Annotated in this window: 21 protein-coding genes; 7 read left to right on the forward strand and 14 right to left on the reverse strand. The window is 46.9% G+C overall.

Annotation, left to right across the window (positions count from 1 at the left end; genetic code table 11):
- The first annotated feature begins 99 nt into the window (after window positions 1-99).
- Window positions 100-2,634 carry a flagellar hook-associated protein FlgL gene (flgL, locus tag AOG36_RS03515; RefSeq protein WP_015106478.1) on the forward strand — a complete coding sequence of 845 codons (2,535 nt, stop codon included), beginning with the start codon at window positions 100-102 and terminating at the stop codon, window positions 2,632-2,634.
- Window positions 2,635-2,650: 16 nt separating this feature from the next.
- Here the strand turns inward: flgL and AOG36_RS03520 are convergent, their stop codons facing one another.
- The 9 genes from AOG36_RS03520 to AOG36_RS03560 all read right to left on the reverse strand — a co-directional run bounded on the left by AOG36_RS03520 (window position 2,651) and on the right by AOG36_RS03560 (window position 9,640).
- A complete protein-coding gene (locus AOG36_RS03520; protein WP_053825488.1) occupies window positions 2,651-4,756 on the reverse strand; it encodes an LTA synthase family protein in 2,106 nt (701 codons plus the stop codon).
- Entirely contained in the window at window positions 4,756-5,511 is a 756-nt protein-coding gene (locus AOG36_RS03525) for an HpaA family protein (protein WP_015106480.1), read from the reverse strand. The genes AOG36_RS03520 and AOG36_RS03525 overlap by 1 nt, the downstream gene beginning before the upstream one ends.
- Window positions 5,512-5,577: 66 nt before the next feature.
- Window positions 5,578-6,048 carry a cyclic pyranopterin monophosphate synthase MoaC gene (gene moaC, locus AOG36_RS03530; RefSeq protein WP_015106481.1) on the reverse strand — a complete coding sequence of 157 codons (471 nt, stop codon included), beginning with the start codon at window positions 6,046-6,048 and terminating at the stop codon, window positions 5,578-5,580.
- A complete protein-coding gene (gene mog / locus AOG36_RS03535) occupies window positions 6,041-6,568 on the reverse strand; it encodes a molybdopterin adenylyltransferase (protein WP_015106482.1) in 528 nt (175 codons plus the stop codon). The genes moaC and mog overlap by 8 nt, the downstream gene beginning before the upstream one ends.
- On the reverse strand, window positions 6,565-7,002 hold the full coding sequence (locus AOG36_RS03540) for a molybdenum cofactor biosynthesis protein MoaE (RefSeq protein ID WP_015106483.1): 438 nt from the start codon (window positions 7,000-7,002) through the stop codon (window positions 6,565-6,567). The genes mog and AOG36_RS03540 overlap by 4 nt, the downstream gene beginning before the upstream one ends.
- A gap of 2 nt (window positions 7,003-7,004) precedes the next feature.
- A complete protein-coding gene (locus tag AOG36_RS03545; protein ID WP_015106484.1) occupies window positions 7,005-7,226 on the reverse strand; it encodes a MoaD/ThiS family protein in 222 nt (73 codons plus the stop codon).
- A gap of 10 nt (window positions 7,227-7,236) precedes the next feature.
- Window positions 7,237-8,427: a molybdopterin molybdotransferase MoeA gene (locus tag AOG36_RS03550; protein ID WP_015106485.1), complete on the reverse strand. Its 1,191-nt coding sequence runs from the start codon at window positions 8,425-8,427 to the stop codon at window positions 7,237-7,239.
- The gene (ribA, locus tag AOG36_RS03555) at window positions 8,427-9,002 is read right to left on the reverse strand and encodes a GTP cyclohydrolase II (RefSeq protein WP_015106486.1); all 576 of its coding nucleotides are present in this window, start codon (window positions 9,000-9,002) and stop codon (window positions 8,427-8,429) included. The genes AOG36_RS03550 and ribA overlap by 1 nt, the downstream gene beginning before the upstream one ends.
- Window positions 9,003-9,031: 29 nt before the next feature.
- Entirely contained in the window at window positions 9,032-9,640 is a 609-nt protein-coding gene (locus AOG36_RS03560) for a DUF3943 domain-containing protein (RefSeq protein WP_053825489.1), read from the reverse strand.
- Window positions 9,641-9,782: 142 nt separating this feature from the next.
- On the opposite strand from AOG36_RS03560, the gene AOG36_RS03565 reads away from it, so the two are divergent.
- Window positions 9,783-10,769, forward strand: a complete 987-nt coding sequence (locus AOG36_RS03565) for a tetratricopeptide repeat protein (protein WP_015106488.1) — start codon at window positions 9,783-9,785, stop codon at window positions 10,767-10,769.
- On the opposite strand, the gene AOG36_RS03570 is transcribed toward AOG36_RS03565, so the two are convergent.
- Window positions 10,770-12,083 carry an NCS2 family permease gene (locus AOG36_RS03570; protein ID WP_015106489.1) on the reverse strand — a complete coding sequence of 438 codons (1,314 nt, stop codon included), beginning with the start codon at window positions 12,081-12,083 and terminating at the stop codon, window positions 10,770-10,772.
- A gap of 105 nt (window positions 12,084-12,188) precedes the next feature.
- Between AOG36_RS03570 and tilS the strand changes: the two genes are divergently transcribed.
- Complete coding sequence (gene tilS, locus AOG36_RS03575; protein WP_238374877.1) at window positions 12,189-13,043, forward strand: tRNA lysidine(34) synthetase TilS; 855 nt, start codon at window positions 12,189-12,191, stop codon at window positions 13,041-13,043.
- A gap of 114 nt (window positions 13,044-13,157) precedes the next feature.
- On the opposite strand, the gene ybeY is transcribed toward tilS, so the two are convergent.
- Window positions 13,158-13,523 (reverse strand): rRNA maturation RNase YbeY, encoded by a 366-nt coding sequence (gene ybeY, locus AOG36_RS03580; protein WP_231622507.1) that lies wholly within the window; start codon window positions 13,521-13,523, stop codon window positions 13,158-13,160.
- A 124-nt stretch (window positions 13,524-13,647) separates the two neighbouring features.
- Between ybeY and AOG36_RS03585 the strand changes: the two genes are divergently transcribed.
- The gene (locus AOG36_RS03585) at window positions 13,648-14,655 is read left to right on the forward strand and encodes an A/G-specific adenine glycosylase (protein WP_015106493.1); all 1,008 of its coding nucleotides are present in this window, start codon (window positions 13,648-13,650) and stop codon (window positions 14,653-14,655) included.
- Window positions 14,656-14,750: 95 nt separating this feature from the next.
- Here AOG36_RS03585 and AOG36_RS08545 read toward each other — a convergent pair whose 3' ends face one another.
- Window positions 14,751-14,924, reverse strand: coding sequence for a hypothetical protein (locus AOG36_RS08545; RefSeq protein WP_156294631.1), 174 nt, complete (start codon window positions 14,922-14,924; stop codon window positions 14,751-14,753).
- 358 nt (window positions 14,925-15,282) lie between these two features.
- On the opposite strand from AOG36_RS08545, the gene AOG36_RS09345 reads away from it, so the two are divergent.
- Complete coding sequence (locus tag AOG36_RS09345) at window positions 15,283-15,372, forward strand: type II toxin-antitoxin system RelE/ParE family toxin (RefSeq protein ID WP_082333447.1); 90 nt, start codon at window positions 15,283-15,285, stop codon at window positions 15,370-15,372.
- Window positions 15,373-15,835: 463 nt separating this feature from the next.
- On the opposite strand, the gene AOG36_RS09350 is transcribed toward AOG36_RS09345, so the two are convergent.
- Entirely contained in the window at window positions 15,836-16,063 is a 228-nt protein-coding gene (locus tag AOG36_RS09350; protein WP_084815787.1) for a HaeIII family restriction endonuclease, read from the reverse strand.
- A gap of 240 nt (window positions 16,064-16,303) precedes the next feature.
- On the opposite strand from AOG36_RS09350, the gene AOG36_RS03595 reads away from it, so the two are divergent.
- Window positions 16,304-17,239: an HNH endonuclease gene (locus AOG36_RS03595; RefSeq protein ID WP_015106495.1), complete on the forward strand. Its 936-nt coding sequence runs from the start codon at window positions 16,304-16,306 to the stop codon at window positions 17,237-17,239.
- Here the strand turns inward: AOG36_RS03595 and AOG36_RS03600 are convergent.
- The gene (locus AOG36_RS03600; RefSeq protein WP_082334148.1) at window positions 17,209-18,339 is read right to left on the reverse strand and encodes a DNA cytosine methyltransferase; all 1,131 of its coding nucleotides are present in this window, start codon (window positions 18,337-18,339) and stop codon (window positions 17,209-17,211) included. The genes AOG36_RS03595 and AOG36_RS03600 overlap by 31 nt on opposite strands.
- 91 nt (window positions 18,340-18,430) lie before the next feature.
- Here AOG36_RS03600 and carB point away from each other — a divergent pair, with 91 nt between their 5' ends.
- Window positions 18,431-21,673 (forward strand): carbamoyl-phosphate synthase large subunit, encoded by a 3,243-nt coding sequence (gene carB / locus AOG36_RS03605; protein WP_370696096.1) that lies wholly within the window; start codon window positions 18,431-18,433, stop codon window positions 21,671-21,673.
- Window positions 21,674-21,945: the final 272 nt, after the last annotated feature.

The raw sequence follows: 21,945 nt of genomic DNA on the forward strand, positions 1-21,945 counted from the left end.
AATTAGTGTCCATTCTAGCATAAGAAACCTAAAATTTTACCTTAACAAAGTGGTATATATATTGCATGTCTAGTTCTAGATAATCGAAAAGGAAGTCTTATGCGCATCACAGATGGCAACCGCTACAATCAAATCAACTACTACCAAAATGCGCTCCAAAACAAACTTAACACTGCCAACAACCAAATCGCTTCAGGGCTCAAAGCCGAATACGGCTATCAAGACAGCCAAGTCAATAACCAAAACTTGAAATACGGCTTTGAATCCAACACCCTCGATCAGGCCCACGATGTCGCCCAAAGTGCCTACACTTCCACACTCAACACCGACAAAGCCCTAACCGATCTCTCCAGCACGATGGAGCAGTTTAAAACCAAGCTCATCCAAGCCGCCAGCGATGCACACTCCACGACCTCCCGCCAAGCCATCGCTCTAGACTTGCAAAAACTCAAGGAACACATGATCAATGTCGCCAACACCTCGGTGGGCGGGGAGTATATTTTTGGCGGGAGCAAGGTGGACCGCCCCCCCTTTGACCACGCGGGCAATTACCACGGCAACAACGAGAATTTAAACGCCCTGGTGGGCTCCAATAATTTAATCCCCTACAATGTCAGCGGGCAAAATCTCTTTTTAGGTAAAGATGTGGACCGCCAAAAAATCATCACCGCTAACATCAAAAAGCTCAACCAAAGTAAGTTGCACCCGGATATTATGGATGCCTACAATCGCACCCAAAACCCACAAGAAGTCTACATCAACGCCCAAGACACGCTGCGCGATCTTATTGGCGACACCGACAACGACCCTAGAAATGACAAACCCGAATATTTTTACTTGCAGGGCGTGCGCCCCGATGGCAGCGCGTTTAAGGCGAAGTTCGCACTGGATAAGGGCTATAAAAACAAAGCCGATGCTACAAGGGTACAAGATTTATTGGATCAAATCGGCAAGGCATATGGCAACACCTCCACGAATCAAGTGGTACAGGTGTCTTTAAATGCGTGGGGGGAGATCGAGATTAGAGATTTGACCCCGGGGCGGGCGGCTTTGGACTTTCATATGATCTCTAGCGAGAAAAATGTAGATGATTTAAATGATCTCTTTAGCAGTGGGGCAAGAGTGAGCACCTATGTCAAAAGCGCATTTGTGGCTAACCGCTCGCTAGAGAGCTTGCAAAGCACGCTTTATCCCTACGATCACCGCATGCACGATATCAAAAGTGCCTTTATCACCACAGACGACAACACCCCAGCCACTAGAAACACTCCCTTAAAGGACATACTAGGCCCTAGTGTGGCAAGCCTTAAAATTGAAGGCACGCGCCCCAATAAACCTGATGGCACGATTGACACCGCTCCCCTAGAGCCCTTGATTTTAGCCATCACCCCCACCACCACCATGCAGGACTTGATGGATGGGATTAAAAGCCACTTTGGGGGGAAATTAGATGTGGAGCTTTCTAACGATGGGCATTTAAGGGTTGTTGATAACAATGTCCGCAATAAGGCACACGACAGCAACAAACCCCCCTTTGATGGCCCAAGTGGCTTTAGCCTTAAAATCACCAGCTTAGATGCCAAGGGCGTACCCACTAAAGCCCTGCCCCTAGATTACGCCGACACCTACAAACAAACCTACTTTAGCCGACAAGGGGCGTATTTACACAGCAATGTGTCCCAAATCGTGCCTGAGAGCATGGATTACGCCACAGGGGCCAGCACACTTGCCTCTGTGATGGGCGCGAAAATCACTCAACAAGACTACACCATGGTGCTTAAAGACCACAATGGCGTGGATGTAACCGCCCAATTGCACCTAAGCCCCGGGGGGGCGTTTTTAGACCTGCCCAGAAAAAATGGAGGGGTGTATCATATCCCCCTTTATAATAGAGATGACAAAGCCCCCACGCTCACCAAGCCCAATGACTTCACCTACCGCCAGCTGATGGATGCGATGAGCCTAGCCTTAAACTTTAGCAATAGCGGTGCTAAGGACTACGAGCAAGCGCAGGCGGGCGCGCCCTCGAAGGCAAGCAAGGACGCGTTTTTATCCCTTTTAAACCAGGCCGATTCTAGAGTGGATATTAGTCTGAATGATCGGGGGCAGGTGCAAATCCACGATAAAATACACTCCCAGACCCCCATGCAATTCATGTTTTACGACAACAAGGCGAGCGACTTTAGCCCCGAGAGCTTAAGACGCGACACGCCCGCTATCCGCCTCAATGCCAACAATGCCCCCACGATCGACACCCCCCACATCCACTTTTTTAAGCAATTAGACCAGGTGATCCAAGCGGTTCAAGAGGGGATTAGCCGCCCGGATAGCTTGCAAGGCTATGGGCCAGAAATGCGTAACATTGGCATACAAAATGGGATCGCCCTAATCGATCACTTGAGCGATCACATTGAAAAGATCATCGCCTCTAATGGGGCGCACAGCCGCAATTTCTCCCATGTCATGCGCCGCAATGAAGTGCTGAAAAACCAAGTCGAGTCGATCCGTGCCGACACCACAGGAACCGATGTCGCCCAAACCTACAACAAGTTTGCCCAATTGCGCAACAACTACGATGCGTCTTTAGCATCTGCGAGCAAAATCAACCAAATGAGTTTGACAAATTACATGTAAACTCTAGGGCTTAGCCCTATTTTAAAATAGGGCCGTGGAAAAGATAATACCAGCTAAGGCCATTGGCAATTTGTTTTTTATCCTTAAGTTCCTTAGCTAGGGTGGTGTCTGCCTCTAAAAGTGGGGCTTTCACCCATGCGTGCTCTTTGACATACAAGAGCGCGCCGTCATCCGTGTAGATAAAATCCAGTCCGCTTTTTTGGCTCTGTCCTGACACTGCCTCAAAACCTAGGGCAAAATCCTTAGATTGCCCCCACATAAAGGGTTTTCTAGTGGCGCAATCTTTGCCAACTTCGCCAGCGTTGCTAAAAAGGGGTTTGCCAAAGCTGGCGTATTGATGGCCCTTGGGGGCGACCAGCTCCATGATCGTGGGGGCGATGTCGATATGCGCACCGATGCAGGCGGTAAGCTTAGGGCTTAGGCTGGGGGCATAGACAATCAAGGGCACGCTCTTGGTCCAATAGTAATTGTCCCTGGCGTAAATAAAACTGCGGTCAAAATGATCGCCCGTGATGATAAAAAGAGAGTTAGGAAATTTTACGCTGGCTTTTTTAATGAAATCCACCAAAATTTTATCATACCAATACACATGCCCTAAGAAGGTGGCATCTGGCATGTTGGGCTCTTTGGAGCGCGCCACAAAATCCTTTATTTTCTCTATCGGCACGCCAAAGGCTTTTAAGTTGACATTGCGGGTGGGATGGTTACTTAGGGTCATCACCATGCTAAAGGTTTTTTGTCTTGAGGGGGTGTTGTTTAAGATGTAGTCAAAAAGCACATTGTCATGCACACCCCAGCCATTCTTAATGGGGCGGGGGTAGGCGTTGGGGTTAGCTTTAAAGTGCTCGTTGGCAAAGTCCATTAAGTAGGTGTTAAAAATAAAATGATCGAATCCCTCTTTTTTGCTGAAACGATCGAGCCTGTTCCAAATCCCGCTACCCCCATAGTAAAAGGTGGTGTCAAAGCCTAGCCCCTTCATTTGGTTGCCAATGGCGGTGGGCAGACTAGGGATACTCACGCCCATGTTGACAAAGTTTGTGTCGTTGATGTCAAACAGTCCTGTGAGCTGCACATCTAGGCTCTTAACCGTGCGTCTGGCATTTTCTATGAATAGGGGGAAGATAAAGCCGTGTTGCTGGTCATTGAGGCTCTTTAGGGCACTGACTAAGTGGATCGCGTCAAAGCGTGGATCAAAATGCCAAGAAGAGAGCGATTCGGACACGATATAAAAGACATGTTGGATGGTGGGGGGGACGGGGTTTTGACTGGTGTGGTTTAGAAGTTGTCTTAAGTCTAGGGGGAGTTTGGTGGTAGCAGGCAGGTTAAAATAGTCGATGCTGGCCTGCAGTAAACTTTTATTTGTGAAGTTGGCAAAACGGACATTGTGGCTTTTCTTATAGCCCTTAAAGACCAGGTATAAATCGCGAAACGCTCCTGGGGTAATTTGACGCAAAAAGGGGTCTTTGGCGGGTTTTGCAGCCATGTCTGGCGAAATGCCTGTGAAGGCAAGTTGGGAGTTGATGCCATAAAGCGTCCAAATAGAAAAACCTACTAACAAAATCCCTAGTGTGGGTTTAAGGGGCAGATTTTGCAACACGACAGAAAGGCGCGCCGTTTTTTCTGCAAGCCTATAGTAAAGCCAGCCAAATAGCCCGCTAAACGCCAGCCACACCAACACCTTAGTGGGGATGTGGTGTTCGCTGTGCAGTGCCATACCCATTAAAATTTTGGGGCTTTGGTTGAGTGCGTCTAATAAATTCGAGTCAAACACCACGCCGTAAATCTCGTAATAGGTAGTGTTGGCGATTTGCAAGAACAAGCAAAAGGTAAGCACAAACAGTGCAAAAATGTGGGCGGCCTTGGCGCGCATAAGGGCAAGTAATAAAAACAAAATAGAGAAAGCCGCCACAACTCTATTGTCGTATGTAAAGCCATCTTTTAGCACTTGGGAAATTTGATCAAAGGGCAAGGGGTGGGCGAGCACGCCCTCATACAACCCGCTATAAACAATGAAGCCTAGGCGCAATAGGCTTAAAAATAAACTCAAACAAAGGCTAAAAACAAAGGTACTAAAAAGGGCATCAATCGCCCGTTTAGTCCAATCTAAACGGGGGGGTAACATCAGTATTTGCGCTGAGCTTTTAGATCGGCGATGTCTTTCGCGTAGGCTTGGATTTTTTCTTGGGTCATCTTGGCATCGATTTTGGCGAGCACGACACTAAAGATGGTGTTGAGTGCCTTTTTCACGGCATCATTGGAGTTGTCCTTGCCTTTATAAAGCGCGCTTAAGAGCCCACCGGTGTGCTCAGAGCGGCTAGAGCGTACAAAGGGCTCGCGCACATCAATCTCACTTAAATCGATCATGAACGAATCGACCGCTTCCCCGCTCTCTGGCTCAATAAAGACAACTTTAATGTAACCCATCGCCAAGAGCGCGCCCCTAGTTACATCCATCCCTGTGGAGAAAAGAATCCCCGGACTGGATTTCTTTTGCTCTGTGGTCTTAGGGTCTGGTCTTAGCACCACTTCCCCACTGATCTCTAGCCCTAGATAGTTGTCGCGTTTCTGCGAAAAGGTGAGATCATTTTTATCACTCACATCTAAGATCGTGGTTTTGTAGCCCTGATTTTCTAAGAGGGCTTGAATTTTTAAGGCGAGCTGCTTTTTAAAGCTGTTCTCATACTCTTTAGCGATGTTGTCGCTGTATTGCAACAAGGGTTTTAAGATCATGATCTGTTTGTGCATGGTGGGGGCTTTGGCGGTGTGGCTTTTATAGACCAAGTGCAGCGGGACATTGTTCGTTACGATAATATCGGGGCCACAACCCGCAAAAGCGATCGCCAGCCCCAATCCGCATAACCATGTTCTCATTTGCATTCTTTCTCCTTAAGTGTATTAATTTTTTAGGTAAAGCCCTTATTGTAGCGTATTTATGCTAACAGCCTAAACGCGCCTGTAATCCCCACTCTTGCCCCCGCTTTTAGACTCTAAACGCACACCGCTAATCACCATGCCCTTATCCAGTGCCTTAGCCATGTCATAAATCGTTAAAAGCCCCACACTCACACCCATGAGTGCCTCCATCTCCACGCCCGTTTGCCCCGTGTGTGTTACAGACACGAATAGTTTAAAAGCACAAAGCTCCTCTAACTCCTGCACCTCTACTTGCACGCCAGAAAGGTTTAGGGGGTGGCATAGGGGGATCAACGCACTGGTTTGTTTGGCCCCCATGATGGCGGCAATGATAGCGGTTTGCAGCACCGGACCCTTTTTGATGGTCTGCTCCACAATAGCATTGTATGCCTCTTGACTCATAGAGATTTGCCCACTGGCAACCGCCCTACGTTCTGTGTGTGCCTTCGCGCCCACTTGTACCATAGTGGGGTGCTGGTTGCTGTCTAGGTGGCTAAGCATTTTTGGGGCGAAAGACTTGAATGTTTTGGGCATTTGCCTCAATGTAGGGGCCGCCGATCAAATCAATGCAGTAAGGGATGGCAGGGAACACCGCCTCTAAACACTCTCGAATGCTTTTAGGCTTACCGGGCAAATTGACAATCAAACTTTTGCCACAAATGCCCGCGCTTTGGCGCGATAAAATCGCCGTAGGAACATACTTTAAGCTCGTGGCGCGCATCAGCTCGCCAAAGCCGGGCAACATTTTAGAGCACACTTTTTCAGTCGCTTCAGGCGTAACATCTCTAGGGGCGGGGCCCGTGCCCCCCGTGGTGGCAATGAGCGCGCAAGTTTGGCTAAGCTCTTTTAGGGTCTGCTCTAATAAAGCCTGCTCGTCTGGCAAGAGGCGATACACAAACTCTAGGGGGTTTAAAATATATTCGCCCAACACCTCCTTAATGGCGCGCCCGCTCAAATCCTCGTAAATGCCCGTGCTGGCCCTGTCGCTCGCCACCACCACACCGATGTTGATTATTGTCATTGCAGTAATCCGCTCCCTTTCAATGGATGGCTTCGATCTTTAGCATAAATCCTTTGCCCGTTTCTTAAATCGTATTTATAAATAGGGGCGTTGTGTTTGAAGTCCTCAATGAAGGGGGCGTACAGTTCTAGCACCTTTTGGCGATGTGCGCCCATTAGTCCCGCCATATAAGAGCTTTGCCCCACCAAGACATCCCCCTTGGAATGCGCCAAACACAAATACACCTCCTGCACATTTGCCCTCTCTTGCCAAGTGCTAAACCACGCCTCAAACAAGGGCATATACACCTCAAAGCTTAAGCCCTCTAGCCCCTCTTCAGGGCGCACAAAGCCGCTAAAGACGCACAACGCCCCTAGGTTTTTTGCAGCACACAGCTTAGACCACGCCCCATAAAGCGCGTTTGTGTCTAGCGCCCCATCGAAAACCTCAAGCACTTTTAGCCCCCGCACACGGGCGGTAAAATGACGACCTCATCGCCCGCCTTCAAGGGGGTGTTGGCATCCTCCACAAGCACACCATTGATCGCCACCGCGCTCATCGCAAGCCATGGCTTGATTTGCGCCTTTTCGTGCAAGATTGCCTGCAAGTCCTTTAAATTTGCAATGTCTAGTTTGAGGCTCTCCTCTTTGATCGGCCCTAAAAAACGCACAGACACCATATCAAACTCCTTAAAAAATGTAGTGTAACAAGAGCGGCACCGCACTGCCCTTCTTGTAAGTGTGCTTGCCCTCTTCAAGCACCAAGAGCCCGCTTTGCATGTCGTGCAGATGCGCCTTAGACAAGCGGGCAAAGTAACGCCCCTCTTTGAGCTGCAGCGCACACGCTCTAAACTCCATACGCTCCTCTTGTTTGACAAAGTCCTCTTCTAAAATGGCTTCTAAAAAGGGCGGGGTGTAGGGGGTGTTGAAGAGTTTAGCAAAGATCGCCGCGCCGAATAGATAGAAAGTAAGCGCAGCAGCGGGCGGGTTGCCGGGCAGCGCAAGCAGGGGTTTATGTGTGCCGTCCTTAGCGCAAATGCTGTACGCCACGGGCTTGCCCGGTTTGATCTTTGCCCCCTTAAAAGCGATCTCGCTCACATTGGCGATCGCGTGCTGGGTGAAGTCAAAATCCCCCTTGCTCATCCCCCCCGTGGTCACCACCATGTCGCAATCTCTAAAGGCGTGGCATATGACTTGCTCGATGCTCTCTTGCTTGTCGGGCAAGAGCGGGTAGAGCACACCCTCGCCGCCTAGACTCTCGGCCATGGCTTTAAGCATGTGGTTATTCACGCTGCGCACGCCCTCAATGGGCGCGCCCACCTCCACAATCTCCGCCCCCCCGCTTAAAATCCCCACTCTAGGTTTTTTATACACCTGCACGAAGACTTGGTTATGCTCGGCAAGTGCGCCTATGGCGTAAGGCGTGATTTTATCGCCCTTAGCCAGCACCACCGCCCCTTTTTTATACTGCGAGCCTATGGGGCGTATCCAATCATACTTCCCGCTCTTATGCGTTAAAAAGATCCGCTCGGCCTGTTCTTGCACTTCTTCCACAATCACAAGCGCGTCCGCCCCGATGGGCATTTTTGCCCCAACAAAGCTTTTAAGGGCGCATCCAGGCTTTAACATGGGAGGCTCTTGCAAGCTGGCTGGGTTGATCCCCTGCACCAAGAGCCCTTGGGTTTGTAACAAGTCCAAATCCTCTAACCTAAAGGCGTAGCCGTCCATACTGGCGGTGGTATGGGTGGGGCTGTCCTTAGGGGCTAAAATGTCCTCAGAGAGCACGCGCCCTAAAGCGTTTGCAAACAAAACTTTTTCACTGCCCAGCGGGGTTAAAAAACTCGCCCCGATGACCTCTAGGGCTTCATTAAAACTAAGCATTAGAGTAAATGTCCCATTTTGGTCTTCTTAGTCTCAAGGTAGCCGCGGTTGTGGCAGTTGCTGGGCACTAAAATGCTACAACGCTCCACCTCCACGAATGCCTTAAGGGCTTCTATTTTCTTGGGGTTGTTGGTGAGCAAGCGGATTTTCTTAATGCCATAATGTGTGAAAATGTGTCTAACGATCGTGTAGTCGCGCTCATCGTCTTTAAAGCCGATCGCCTCGTTCGCCTCTATGGTGTCGTAGCCCTGATCTTGCAAAGCATAGGCATTGATCTTGTTAAATAACCCAATGCCACGTCCCTCTTGGCGCAAATAAATGAGCATGCCCCCCTCTTTTCCGATGCGCTCTAACGCCATTTGCAGTTCCCCTCCGCAGTCGCATTTTTGCGAGCTGAACACATCACCTGTTAGGCACTCTGAATGCACCCTAACTAAGGGCAGATCGCCCAATTCCTTAGTGAAAAGTACCAAATGGTCTAGTACCAACGCCCCTTGTTGTTCTTGAAACGATTGCAGGCAAAAGTTGCCAAAGGGGGTGGGTAACTTGGCTTGGTTAGAAACTTGAAATTGCATTAAAACCTCTCTTCATAAAGGGGGAGAATTTAGCATTTTGGGGTGTCTTGTTGGTAAACGGCGTTTTTATTGCAAATCCCGCAAGCCTTAGCAAAGCCGAGTTTTTGGATGCTAAAGCCGATAAAATCCAAAAAAAAGAGCGCACAGCCCACGAAAAACTTGGGTAATTTGTTGGGTCTTTGTAGTCTCTGGCTCGTGCGGTAGAACACTTCACCCACAAGCGGGCCTAGGGTGGGGGTGCAAATCAAGTCTTGGATGCTGGGTATCTCCACAAACGCCTCTAGTCCATACTCCCAAAAGAAGGTAGAAACTAAAGCCGTGAACAACACTCCGGTGAGAAATTTATACCCCGCCACGCGGGCTTGCATGAAATAAATCGCCCCAAAATAGGGGTGCAAAACCCAATTAAAAATAAACAGATCGTTGTCAAACACAGGGCCTAGGTGGACATTCTCAAGCCAACTCATCAGCCCAAATTTTTGCTTTGTCCAGTGCGTCACGCTCTCAGGCATTAAATACAGCCCAATGATGCCAAGTACAAAGGCGATCCCCAAACACGCCACGCTTAAACTTAAGTAGCGCAAGCGGTGGTTAGGTACGAAGGCTAAATCTTCTTGAAAGAAATAACGAGACAACAAAAAACACCTCTCAACTTAAATCTAGCCTCATAAGTTTCGATTCTTGCACAAAGAAACTTAAAACAAACCCAAATTTCCCACCATTTAAACACTTGTGCTACGATCGCTTTTATTTTTTATATTTGAACCAAAGGAGTGGTCCATGTTAGGGAGCAAGGTTTTTAAGACGGTGTTGTTGTTTGGGGCGTGGGGCTTTTGTTGTGCCGATAGCTTAGCACACAACTACATCACCAATCAAGCTTTGGAACTTAGAGAAACTGACAAGGCGCAAAAATACCTAGAAAGACAAAGCCAAAGTGCTGCTCTTTTGCCCATTGTGGACTCTGCGATCTATTTACAACTGGGTAATTTAGATCTGCAAGACGACCCCCCTAGCACCAAGCAAGCCCAAATTCACTATAAGAAGGCGTGCAATATGGGGAGCTCTAAGGGCTGTATCGCTTATGCTTTGCTCTTTGATGGGGAGTATAGAGGAGTACCTAGCGACTTTAACAAGAGCAAAGAATACCTAGAGAGGGCGGGCAAAATGGGCGATCCTTTGGCTTACATGGCAATGGGGTTGCTTTACGACAATGGACTCGGGATAAAAATAGATCATTTTCAAGCCCGCCACTACTACAGCAAGGTGGCCATGATGGAGCATAAGCCCATCAAAGACTTGCTCAAAGGCATTGCCAACGCCTATAACCAAGTGGGGCAGGACGCTTATTTTAAGAAAAAAGACTACCACACAGCCAAAAAGTATTTTGAAAGGGCGAGCCAAATGGGCAGTGCGCCCGCGTGTGCCAACCTAGCCTTGATGTATTTTCAGGGCGATGGAGTGAAAAAAGACCCCTTTCAGGGTAAGCTATACGCTAAAAAAGCCATCGGGCTTGGCGACCCTAAAGCCCTTTGGATGCTAGGCACCATGTATTTAAACGGCAATGGGGTGAAGCAAGATTTGAAGAGTGCCCAAAATTACTTTGAAAAAGCGGGAGCTAAGGGCTTTGCTAAAGGGTATTATGCTTTGGGGGTCATGTATTTGAATGGCAATGGAGTGAAAAAAGACACTACAAAGGCGAAAGAATACTTTGAGAAGTCCGCCCAAATGGGCGACAAGGAGGCCAAAGAGGTCTTAGAGGGGCTATAATTAGCCGTGCATGTCAATCACAAACTGCATCACGAACAACGCCCCGAAGAGGTAGAGCAGGGGATGGACTTGCTTGAACTTACCCTGAGCGATTTTAATGAGCGGATAAACAATGAGCCCAATGCCCACGCCATTGGTGATGCTAAAAGAAATGGGGATCCAAAAAAACACAAAAAAGGCGGGCAGAGCTTCTTCCAAATCGCTCCAATCGATCTCGCCCAAATGGCTCATCATCATAAAGCCCACAATGATGAGAGCCGGGGAGGTGATGGCGGGCACGCTAGCTAGAGCTTTAGCTAGGGGGGCTAAAAAGATCAAAGCAGCAAAGAGCAGGGCGATGATCACGCAAGTAAAGCCTGTGCGCCCACCCACGCTCACCCCCGCCCCCGATTCGATGTAGGTAGAAGTGGGCGAAGTACCCGCCAAAGCCCCCACTGCGCTAGCGATCGCATCTGCAGAGAGTGCGCTTTTGGCGTTTAAAAAGCGATCACCCTGCATTAAATTAGCCTGTTGTGCCACACCGATCATGGTCGCCGTGGTGTCAAAGAGCATGACTAAAAAGAAGGTGAAGATCACTGCCCCAAGGTCTGGTTTGAGCGCGCTCAAGAGATCCAGTTTAAAAAAGGTGCTATCGATGTGTTTAGGCAATTCAAACAAATGCTCGGGCAGTTTCAAATGCCCTAAAAGCAGGGCTAAAAGGGCGGTGATCAAAATGCCTAAGAAGATCGCCGCTTTGATGCGGTGTACCAATAAGATAATGGTAACAAACAGTCCGATTAAGGACATGTAAGCGATGGGCTTAGAGAAGTTGCCCAGCGTGATGATGGTTGCGCTGGAGGGCTCTACTAGATGGGCGTTTTGCATGCCAATGAAGGCGATGAAAAGCCCGATACCTGAAGTGATGCCCGCTTTTAGGGAGGTTGGGATCGCCTTGATCAAAGCCTCTCTAAAGCCCGTCAAGGACAGGGCTAAGAAAATCAAAGAAGCCCAAAAGACGCTGCCTAGGGCGGTGTGCCACGAAATGCCCATGCCAAGCACGATCACAAAGGCAAAATAGGCGTGCATGCCCACACTCGGAGCGATGGCAATGGGATAATTTGCCACAACCCCCATGATCAAAGTGCCAACAATGGTGGCTAGCAGGGTCGCCACAAACACGCCGTCAAAATCCATGCCCGCTTTTTGCAACACGGCGGGATTGACAATGGCAATGTAAGAAATTGTTACGAAAGTGGTTAGGCCAGCTAGGGTCTCGATGCCTAGCGAAGTGTTGCGCTCTTTGAAGTGGAAAAACTTGGACAAAAACGCTAACATACTCGGGTTGCTCCTTATTTGTAGAATGGGTTAAAGTTAATCTAGGGTAAATGGAGCAACAATAAGGGGCATTGTATTGAAGCAAACTAAAATAGGGCTTAAATAGTGGTGTTAGAGGGCTTAGAGGGCTTAGAGCAAGGGCTTTTAGGCTTTTCTGGGGGGGGAGATAGCGTGGCGTTGTTTTATTTGCTCTTAGAGCGAGGAGTGCCCTTTGATTTAGCGATTGTAGATCATGGCCTAAGGGCGCAGGCAAGTTTAGAGGTCGCCTATGCCAAAGAGTTAGGGGCAAGGCATGGCAAAAAGGTACATATTAAAAGAGTGAGGCTACAAGGGGGCAATTTAGAGGCCAAGGGGCGCCAAGCACGCTACCTTTTCTTTGAGGGTTTGATTCAAGAATTTGGCTACACGCATTTGATTTTAGCCCACCATTTGAACGATAAATTAGAGTGGTTTTTGATGCAACTAGCTAAAGGGGCGAGTTTGCAAACTCTGCTGGGCTTTAGTGCTCTAGAGCCACGCGCGAATTATACTCTCGTGCGCCCCCTAATTTACACCCCCAAGGCCACCCTGCTAGAGTACCTACACGCCCATAAGCACCGCTACTTTGAAGACAGCACCAACAACGATTTACGCTTTAAACGCAACCTAATCCGCCACCATTTAGCCACCCCCTTCTTAGACTTGATGGGGGCTAGGGGGGTGGTGCGCAGTTTTCAAGCCCTAGAGTTAGAGAAACATAGCCTCTATCCATCTCTAAATTACCTGAAGCTTAAGGGTGTGTTTGTCTTTAAGACTGGGGGACAAAACCTCTACTATATAGGTGGCCTACTGAAGAAACTAGGCTATGTGCTTAGCAGAAAACAACGCCTAGAGTTGATGCAACAAGGCTTGAATGGCGGTTTGGGGGGGGGTTTGTGGTGGGGTGCGGGGGGGGGTTTGTGTATGTGGGGCGAGCTTTAGCCACTAAGATCCCTCTCTCTAAAGCCTATAAAAACGCTTGCCGCTCGCTTCTAATCCCCCCCCTTGTGCGTCCCCTTTTCTTTAGCCAAGAGTGGGCAAACACCCTAGCAAGCCTTAAAGACTTTCAGTACGCACAATTAAACTAGGGGGCAGGTTAAAGGCCTTTATCACCTCCTGCTCTAAGGCTCTTTGCTCGCCGCTATCATTTTCGTGGTTGTAGCCCAGCAAATGCAAATAGCCGTGCAAAAATAACAGGGTGATTTCATCCAAAAGACTATGCCCTCTTTTTTGGGCTTCTTCTGTGGCAAGCTCTATATTCACCACCACACTGCCTAAAAAATCATTAAAGGGCATGGAAATGGGAAAGCTTAGAACATCTGTTGGTTTATTGAGTCCCCGATATAAATGATTTAACTCTTGGATGCGCTCAGGGGATACGAGTACCAACTCCACCCCCCCCGTCCTGCCTAAATGCGCCATGAGCGGTGTTAAATGTGTCCTTAAATCCCCTAGCCCGCTTTGCACCTCATCGATCAAATCGATTTGAAACTCCATAGCACCCCTTTAAGAGAAAAGCACTATAATACCCACTTTTGGAGAAGCCATGTTTAAACCCCTACACACCGCCCTTTTAGAGTGGTACGCCACCAGCGGGCGCATAGACCTACCAATCCGCCACCTAAAGGGGCCAAACGCCCCCTATGAAGTCTATGTCAGCGAAATCATGTCCCAACAAACCCAAATCGGCGTGGTGCTCGAGAAATTCTACCCCCCTTTTTTACAAGCTCTGCCTACGCTAAGAGCCTTAGCAGAGGCTAAATTAGAACAAGTTTTATTGCTATGGCAGGGGTTAGGCTACTACGCAAGGGCAAAGAATTTACACAAGAGCGCGCAGATTTGCTGTGAATTGCACGGGGGGGAGCTGCCTAATGACCACCAAGCCCTATTAGCCCTGCCGGGTGTGGGCGCATACAGCGCGAGCGCGATTTTATGCTTTGGTTTTAAACAGGCGGTTGGGGTGGTGGATGCTAATGTTGCCCGGGTGCTTTTGCGCCTCTTTGCGCTTGAGCCTAAAAGCCCCAATCTTGCTAAACTCTTACAAGAAAAAGCCCTAGAGTTTTTAAACCAAGACAACCCCTTTGATCACAACCAAGCCTTGATCGACTTAGGCGCGCTGGTTTGCACCCCCGCTAATCCCGCCTGCCTACTATGCCCCCTGCAACAAGCCTGCAAGGGCAAGCAGGATTTAGCGCGCTTTAGCGTGGCAAAAAAGCCCCCAAGTACCCCTATCACTAAACATTACGGCGTGTGCATTCAAGAGGGGTTTTTATACTTGACCTACGCTAAAAAGGGGCTGTATGCAAACTTGCACCAATTCCCCCTACTCAAGGAACAAGGAGCCACCTACCTACCCCTACTAGCCCAAGTGCGCCACAGCTACACCAAGTACCGCCTAAGTGCCAAAATCCACCAAGCCCTTTTGGAGGATTTAGACCCCACCGACCTTGTTAAAATCCCCCTACAAGACCTCAAACACACCCCAAAAAGCGCGCTGAGCCTTAAAATCATGCGGGCATTGGGTTTAACTCTTGATCACCAAAATACCCTGTAAAATGTGTTGGATATTTTGGAGTACACAAAGGTATAGAGGCGGTTAGTGCCACAAAGAGTTGCACCCTGCGAGTTGCGCCCTGCAAGCGAAGATAATTACAAAAAAACACCGACAACCCCCGCAACATTGACAAACTCTGTGTCTGCATAAAAGAAACTGTGCTGAGCAGCCACATTAAACCCAGCGATCGAGCGGTAAGTGGTGAAGCTAGAACTTGTGTGGGCGATGGCACTGTAAATATTTTTGCGGTTCAAAAGCAGCTGATCCACATTTATCTTAATATCCCTTTTAAAATGGATTTGTTAGCCTCGCGGTCCCTGGGTTGTGTGCTCGGGTATTTTGGTTAAAGGAGTGTTTTTGAGTTGTGGTTTTAGACAAATTTTATACACAAGAGAGGAGCGTTGTATGGCTTATCATTTAATCTTACGACAACTGAATGATATGAGCAATATGAATAATATGAAATGCTGTTTCTCTAGCTCGTTTAAGCGCGCACTCAAAAAACTAGATGATCACGATTTATTGAAACTACTACAAACAATCCATACCCTCATAGCAGAAGAAACCCTCCCTGTGAGGTATGCTAACCATAAAGTTAAAGGTAACTTAAAATATTAGGATTGCCATATCAAACCCGATCTCATTTTGATTTACCGCTATCAAGATACTTTTTTGGAGCTGGTACGCATTGGCAAACATAATAAAGTATTTGGATAATTCCCCTATAAACAACTAGACATTTGCGGTGCACCCACCTTGGTTTTAGAACTAAGGTTGTATCTCTTTAAGAAATGCCCGTATGGCAAATCCTAGGTCCTTTATCTCAAAACCCCACACATCCAGGCGCAACAGACGGCTACACCAGCTAAGTCAAACTTCTTAAAACGATCACCATTCTACTAAAGTGGTAAGCCTATGGCTTAGATGTTAATTTTTAAGCTGTTTTCACAGATGTTTTAGCGCGATGCAGGCGCATTGGGAATGACTAACACTCATCTAAAGACAATTCTATGGTTGTTCGGCTCTTTGGTTGAAAATCCAAGTCGATGATTTTGTGGGGAATTCTAAAGTGAGCGCAATGATTTTTGGCTTGCTCTGTTGGCTGGACTGATTTAAGGTTTATGCATCATTTTGCATCGTCTAAGCTATAAGTCAATAGACTTGTAAAAATCAAATTTGTCTATAAAATACTCTGTGATGTTTTTAAAGAGGCTTTGTTATTTTTGTGCCTTAATATTCTAACCATCATTACATTAAGCAAAGGCATATAAATTTCGATAGATTTGCGAAGAATATTTCTCCACTTTACCCTTGCGATCTCATAAGATTCAAGTTTCTCAAAAATGGATAAAGTGGTATCCCAATAGGCTTGTGAACAAGAAAATATTGAACCATTTTTGCCAAAAATCTATAAAGTGTTGACGGAGTTTATATGGTGAATTCAAATAGAAAATGACTACACTTGGTGCCATGGTTTTGACCCCTTGAAAATCCCTAAAATCCCAAACCAACTTCTGCTATAATCCCGCTTATGCAAAACTTCAAATGTAAGAGGGTAGCAAGAAGCCTTCAAGTTAAAGCAAAAGATCAGGGTAAAAGGGCGGGGTGATTGGCTAAGGGGTGTTAGAGGAGGACTTAATAAAAGCCCATGCGTGTTGGTAACATAAACTACAAAATTTTAGATGTCCTAGAAAACATCACCCTTGCAGATAGTTTTATTAAAGGAGGCAATAAAATAGGTAGCGGACATGGTGAAGCAAAACTATATGTCGGGCAAACCGCAGACAAGCGCACCCTCGCGTTTTTTGATTTACAAGACAACCCAAACAAAATAATACCTTGCTTCATCCTCAAAAAAGATTTGCTCCAGTATCTGCAGGACACTACCCAAGAGTATCAAAACCCTACACAAGCCTACAAAAACAAGGCCTCCATGCCGACTCTGTGGCAAAGTAGAGTGGCACAAATAAATTCTTTACAAGATGTCTTGCACTTTAATTTGAGATACTTGCACGCATTGCGACCCCCTAGAGTTTATTTAAACACCACCGCAACCAAAGATGAAAACTACTCTTTGTTAAGAGAAGTCGCCCTACCCAATTTAAGCTATTTATCATGCCTAAAACTCAAAAATACAGCCAACGGCGCGGTTGTGTTTTATTTTAAAATTTTTGCCAATTTAGACTTCTTGCAACAAGAGCTAACAACCTTACAAGAAACACGGAGCGGACAAGCCGCTTACAGAAGGGCTTTATTGCAAGAATGCCCCTTTTGTCCCATCACAATGCTCAATTACGATCGCCTGTTAATCGCCAGCCACATTAAGCCCTTTGCCCATTGCCAGCCCCATGAACAATACGATCCTAAAAACGGGCTCATGCTCACGCCCACCATCGATAAACTTTTTGACAAGGGTTTTATCAGCTTTAAAGATAATAAAGAGATTTTATTAAGCCCTTGGCTTTCTACCCACACTTTTAGTTGCCTACATCTAAAGGCGGGTAAGAAATACCCTAGCCTTCCCTTTGATGCGCAAAGATTAGTCTATTTGCGCTACCACAGAGAGCGCATTTTCAAGGCTTGAAGGATTTCTTTTAAAAGGGCAGATAGCACATTGACCACAATCGAATTGCCCGCTTGTTTGTACATTTGTGTATCGCTCACCACGATTTTAAAACCATCATCAAAGCCCATCAATCTTAAACACTCTCTAGGCGTGAGTTTTCTAAGCCGCCCCGTATGCGTTACATAGTTGTCTACCCCTGCTCTGTGCATTTTATGCATGGTGGTTAAAAGCGGTCTTGCAATGTTAAGGTCGGTTTTTGTACTGGTCTTAAAGTTTTTTGTCCCCCCAGCTAAAACATAATCTCGCACTTTGTCGCTTAGATAGTATTTTTCCTCCACATCCCGCACATCAAATAAAAACTCACTAGGCTCTAGGCTATCCTCAAAAACAAAATCTCCATGCCAGTTGTATTGCTGGTTGGCCTTTTGGCAAAGGGCGATTGCGCCATTGATTTGGGTGTATTTCTTTAGTCTGTTCTTGGAGCTGGTAACAAATTTAACCCCCTTTTCTTTAAGGTAGTATTTACTCTGCGTATAATCCTCTAAAAAATCTTGCATCGTGGTTTGCAACTCTAGGGTTTTAGGGAAGCTAAAGGGCACTTGCTCTTTAAAGCCCACCACAAAAATCCTTTCTCTGTTTTGTGGGATTCCGTAATCTTTAGCGTTTAAAATCTGTGTGTAAATGGTGTAGCCCAACTCTTTAAAACTCTCTTGAATGATCTGCCAAGTGCGCCCCTTGTCGTGGTTGGTTAGCCCCTTGACATTTTCATAAATAAACGCTTTAGGTTGGCACTCGCTAATGACCCGTGCAAACTCGTAAAACAAAGTCCCCCTAGTGTCTCCAAACCCCCTTCTTTTGCCCACCATTGAAAAGCTTTGACAAGGGCTACCCCCCACTAAAATGTCAATCTTGTTCTTAAACTCTAGGGCACAAAAGCGCATAATGTCGTCATGCCATCTTGTTTCATCCATGGCGTAATTGGCAAAGTAACTTTGTTTGACAAAGCGATCTATGTCCCCCGCAAAGGCGATTTCATGCGGCACTCTCAACTTTTTAAGGGCGTACTCAAAGGCCCCGATTCCACTAAAAGTACTCCCCACTATAATTTTTCGACCCATTCTCTACCTTGAAGCCCTAAGTTTACCCAACATAGCCCTTATTCTAGCCAAAACACATTAAGACCAACAGAGCCCCCCAACTTCTGCTATAATCCCGCTTATGCAAAACTTCAAGAAAATTTTACTCATCGGCTCAGGTCCTATTGTCATTGGGCAGGCGTGCGAGTTTGACTACTCCTCTAGCATCGCCCTTAAAACGCTCAAAAATTTGGGCTATGAGGTGGTGTTGCTCAATTCTAACCCCATCACGATCAACACCGATAAAGCCCTAGCCTATAAAACCTACATTGAGCCCATCACGACAGAAAATGTTTTAAAGATCGTAGAAATGGAAGGCATTGAGGCGATCTTGCCCACCATGGGCGGGCAGACTGCGCTTAATATCTGCGTGGAGTTGCACCAGCAAGGGCATTTTACAGGCGTGCTTAAAGATGTCAAACTTTTGGGTGCTAGCATTGAGAGTATTTTGAAAGCCGAGGATCGGCGCGCCTTTAAAGAGTGCATGCTAAGCATTGGGCTAGATTTGCCAAAAGGGGGGTATGCTTACAATCAAGAAGAGGCCTTGAGTGTGGTTAAAGAGGTGGGCTTTCCTTGCATCATCCGCTCTAGTTTTACTTTGGGCGGGGAGGGCAGCAGTGTCGCTTTTAATATTGAGGAATTTAGGGATTTAGCCAAATTTGCCCTAGAGGCTTCACCCATCTCTGAGATTTTGGTTGAAGAGAGTTTGCTGGGGTGCAAAGAGTTTGAAATGGAGGTGGTGCGCGATAAAAACGATAATTGTATCATTGTGTGCTGTATTGAAAATGTCGATCCCATGGGCATCCACACCGGGGATAGCATCACCATTGCCCCGGCTCTAACGCTCACAGATAAGGAATACCAGCGCATGCGCGATGCGAGCTTTGCGATCTTGCGCGCAGTGGGTGTAGATACGGGCGGGGCTAATGTGCAGTTTGCGCTTAAAGATCGGCGTTTGTTAGTCATTGAGATGAACCCACGGGTTAGTCGTAGCTCTGCACTAGCTAGCAAGGCCACGCTTTTTCCCATCGCCAAAGTCGCCACGCTTCTAGCCCTAGGTTACACACTTGAGGAGATCCAAAACGACATCACCCACACCACGACCTGTTTTGAGCCCACCCTAGATTACATCATCACTAAAATTCCGCATTTTGATTTTGAGAAATTCCCCCAAGTGGATACAACTCTAGGCACTTCTATGAAGAGCATCGGGGAGGTGATGGGCATTGGAGGGAGCTTTAAAGAAAGTTTGATGAAAGCCCTAGAGAGCGATTATCTCTTAAAAAATTTACGCGCCTTTTTAGAAAACCCCTTAGATTTAGACTTCTTGAAAAAAGAATTGCGCCGCCCTAATCCTAAGCGCCTTCTATACGCCATGCATGCCTTTGGCGCTGGCCTTAGTGTAGAGGAGGTGCATAGCCTGTGCTTGATTGATCCTTACTTTCTAAATGAGATTAAAGAAATTATACAAGCCCTGCTAGAGTTAAAAGAGACGGACAAACAAGCCCTACTTAGCGACAAACAAGCCTTATTTAAACTTAAAAGTATGGGTTTAAGCGATGCGCTGATCGCCAGTTTTTTGGGCGTGCATGGATTAGAAGTGCGCCATGCTAGGGAGTCCCTAGACTTGCACCCTAAAATGAGCCAAGTGGATTTGAGCGCCAACGAGTTTAAAAGCCCCACACCCTATCTTTATAGCACCTATGCACCTTTTTTTCCGCTCCCAGTGCAAAAGCCTAAATCCACGCGGCCTAAAATCATTTTGTTAGGCTCGAGTGCCAATAAAATCGGTGTAGGCATGGAATTTGACTACGCGCTAACCCATGCTAGCCTTGCGCTTAAAAAGATGGGACTAAGTCCTATCATTGTCAATAACAATCCTGAGACCATTAGCACCGATCACGACACCAGCGATACCCTTTACTTTGAGCCCATCACTTTAGAACATGTGCTTGAGATCATTGCGTGCCAAAAGGAGCATTTGCGCGGTGTTGTGGTGGGCTTTGGGGGGCAGACTCCGCTTAAAATTGCTAAAGATTTAGAGAAACTAGGTGTGCCCCTGCTAGGCACGGCCTTTAAAAATATTGAGATCGCCGAAGAGCGCGACTTGTGCCACCAACTCTTAGATCGCCTAAACATCGCCTACCCTAAAGGGTTGTGTGCCACTACTAAAGAACAAGCTTTAGCCTATTTAGATCAGCTAGAATTGCCGTTGATTTTGCGCCCTAGTTTTGTGTTAGGCGGGGCAAAAATGCGCATTTTACAGACTAAACAAGAATGTTTGGACTACATAGAAAGCTATGGTTTTGAAACCAGTCTTTTAATGGATCACTTCCTAGAAGACGCGCTAGAGTTAGATGTGGATGCCATTAGTGATCAAAGCAATGTGTTTGTGTGTAGCGTGCTAGAGCACATTGAGCCCGCGGGCATCCACTCGGGCGATAGCACTTGTTTTATCCCCTCAAGCCTTAGCCCACAGGTATTAGAAGAGGTTTATAGCCAAACTAAAAAGATTGCGCTAGGTTTACAGGTGTTGGGCTTGGTGAATATCCAATTTGCCTATAAAGATCAAAAACTCTATGTGTTAGAGATCAACCCCCGAGCTTCGCGCACTGTGCCCTTTGTCTCTAAGGCTTTGGGCTTAGATATTAGTGAGATGGCTATCCGCGTGATGGTGGGGCAGAATTTAAGGAATTTGGCCAAGGACTTTGGCTTGATAGATAAAGCCAACAATCTTTTTGTTCCAAAAGATCTGCATTATGTCTTTGTCAAAGAGAGCGTATTTCCTTTCAATAAACTCTATGGGGCGGATTTGGTTTTGGGTCCTGAGATGAAGAGCACCGGTGAGGTGGCGGGGGTGGGCTATACCCTAGCTGAAGCTTTTTACAAATCTCAGTTAGCTTGCAGCAACCCTATCAAACACCAGGGGAATGTCTTTGTTTCTCTCAAAGATCGCGACAAACAAAAAGCCATGCCTTTAATGCGCGCTCTTGTGAGTTTGGGCTTTAAACTCTATGCCACCACCGGTACACACAAGGCTTTGCAAGCTGCAGGTTTAGAGAGTGTGCAGGTGCTTAAAATCTCAGAGGGGCGGCCCAATATCTCTGATTTGATGCTCAATCAAGAGATTGACATGGCGATTAACACCAGCGACCGGGTGAGCGAGGACTCTAAGATCATCCGCATGCAAGTGCTCAAAAACAAAATCTCCTACTTCACCACGCTAAAGGCCGTTGAAAAGGTGCTTTTGAGCTTGTTAGAGTACTCCAAATTCAAGCACAATTCCCCCATAAGCTTGCAAGAATTGCAAAATTGACACACTCTCCATACCTGAAGTTAGGGGATTCTAACTTTAGTTGGGATCGTAGCTTCAAGTCAGCTTCTATTGGAGTCTTATGTCCCCACAACCACCTATTTGCCATTTCTCAAAAGTCTTTGGTAGTTTTTGCAGATGAAGGTGTGTTTCTCGATCTTTTCCACCACTTAAAAAAGTCTTGGCCGTCAAAGGCCTTTTAAGGTGATCAAATAGGGTTTTTGGAAACAAGCGGTTTAAAACATACATCTCTGCTACTTCTCTCTTAGAAGAGT

The organism is Helicobacter heilmannii, assembly GCF_001283065.1.
Taxonomy (GTDB): Bacteria; Campylobacterota; Campylobacteria; order Campylobacterales; family Helicobacteraceae; genus Helicobacter; species Helicobacter heilmannii.

Bases quoted from the DNA above. Each gene is read 5' to 3' on its own strand.
- flgL (WP_015106478.1), top strand. From the start codon at position 100: ATGCGCATCACAGATGGCAACCGCTACAATCAAATCAACTACTACCAA.
- AOG36_RS03520 (WP_053825488.1), bottom strand. From the start codon at position 4,756: ATGTTACCCCCCCGTTTAGATTGGACTAAACGGGCGATTGATGCCCTT.
- AOG36_RS03525 (WP_015106480.1), bottom strand. From the start codon at position 5,511: ATGCAAATGAGAACATGGTTATGCGGATTGGGGCTGGCGATCGCTTTT.
- moaC (WP_015106481.1), bottom strand. From the start codon at position 6,048: ATGCTTAGCCACCTAGACAGCAACCAGCACCCCACTATGGTACAAGTG.
- mog (WP_015106482.1), bottom strand. From the start codon at position 6,568: ATGACAATAATCAACATCGGTGTGGTGGTGGCGAGCGACAGGGCCAGC.
- AOG36_RS03545 (WP_015106484.1), bottom strand. From the start codon at position 7,226: ATGGTGTCTGTGCGTTTTTTAGGGCCGATCAAAGAGGAGAGCCTCAAA.
- AOG36_RS03550 (WP_015106485.1), bottom strand. From the start codon at position 8,427: ATGCTTAGTTTTAATGAAGCCCTAGAGGTCATCGGGGCGAGTTTTTTA.
- ribA (WP_015106486.1), bottom strand. From the start codon at position 9,002: ATGCAATTTCAAGTTTCTAACCAAGCCAAGTTACCCACCCCCTTTGGC.
- AOG36_RS03565 (WP_015106488.1), top strand. From the start codon at position 9,783: ATGTTAGGGAGCAAGGTTTTTAAGACGGTGTTGTTGTTTGGGGCGTGG.
- AOG36_RS03570 (WP_015106489.1), bottom strand. From the start codon at position 12,083: ATGTTAGCGTTTTTGTCCAAGTTTTTCCACTTCAAAGAGCGCAACACT.
- ybeY (WP_231622507.1), bottom strand. From the start codon at position 13,523: ATGGCGCATTTAGGCAGGACGGGGGGGGTGGAGTTGGTACTCGTATCC.
- AOG36_RS03585 (WP_015106493.1), top strand. From the start codon at position 13,648: ATGTTTAAACCCCTACACACCGCCCTTTTAGAGTGGTACGCCACCAGC.
- AOG36_RS03595 (WP_015106495.1), top strand. From the start codon at position 16,304: ATGCGTGTTGGTAACATAAACTACAAAATTTTAGATGTCCTAGAAAAC.
- AOG36_RS03600 (WP_082334148.1), bottom strand. From the start codon at position 18,339: ATGGGTCGAAAAATTATAGTGGGGAGTACTTTTAGTGGAATCGGGGCC.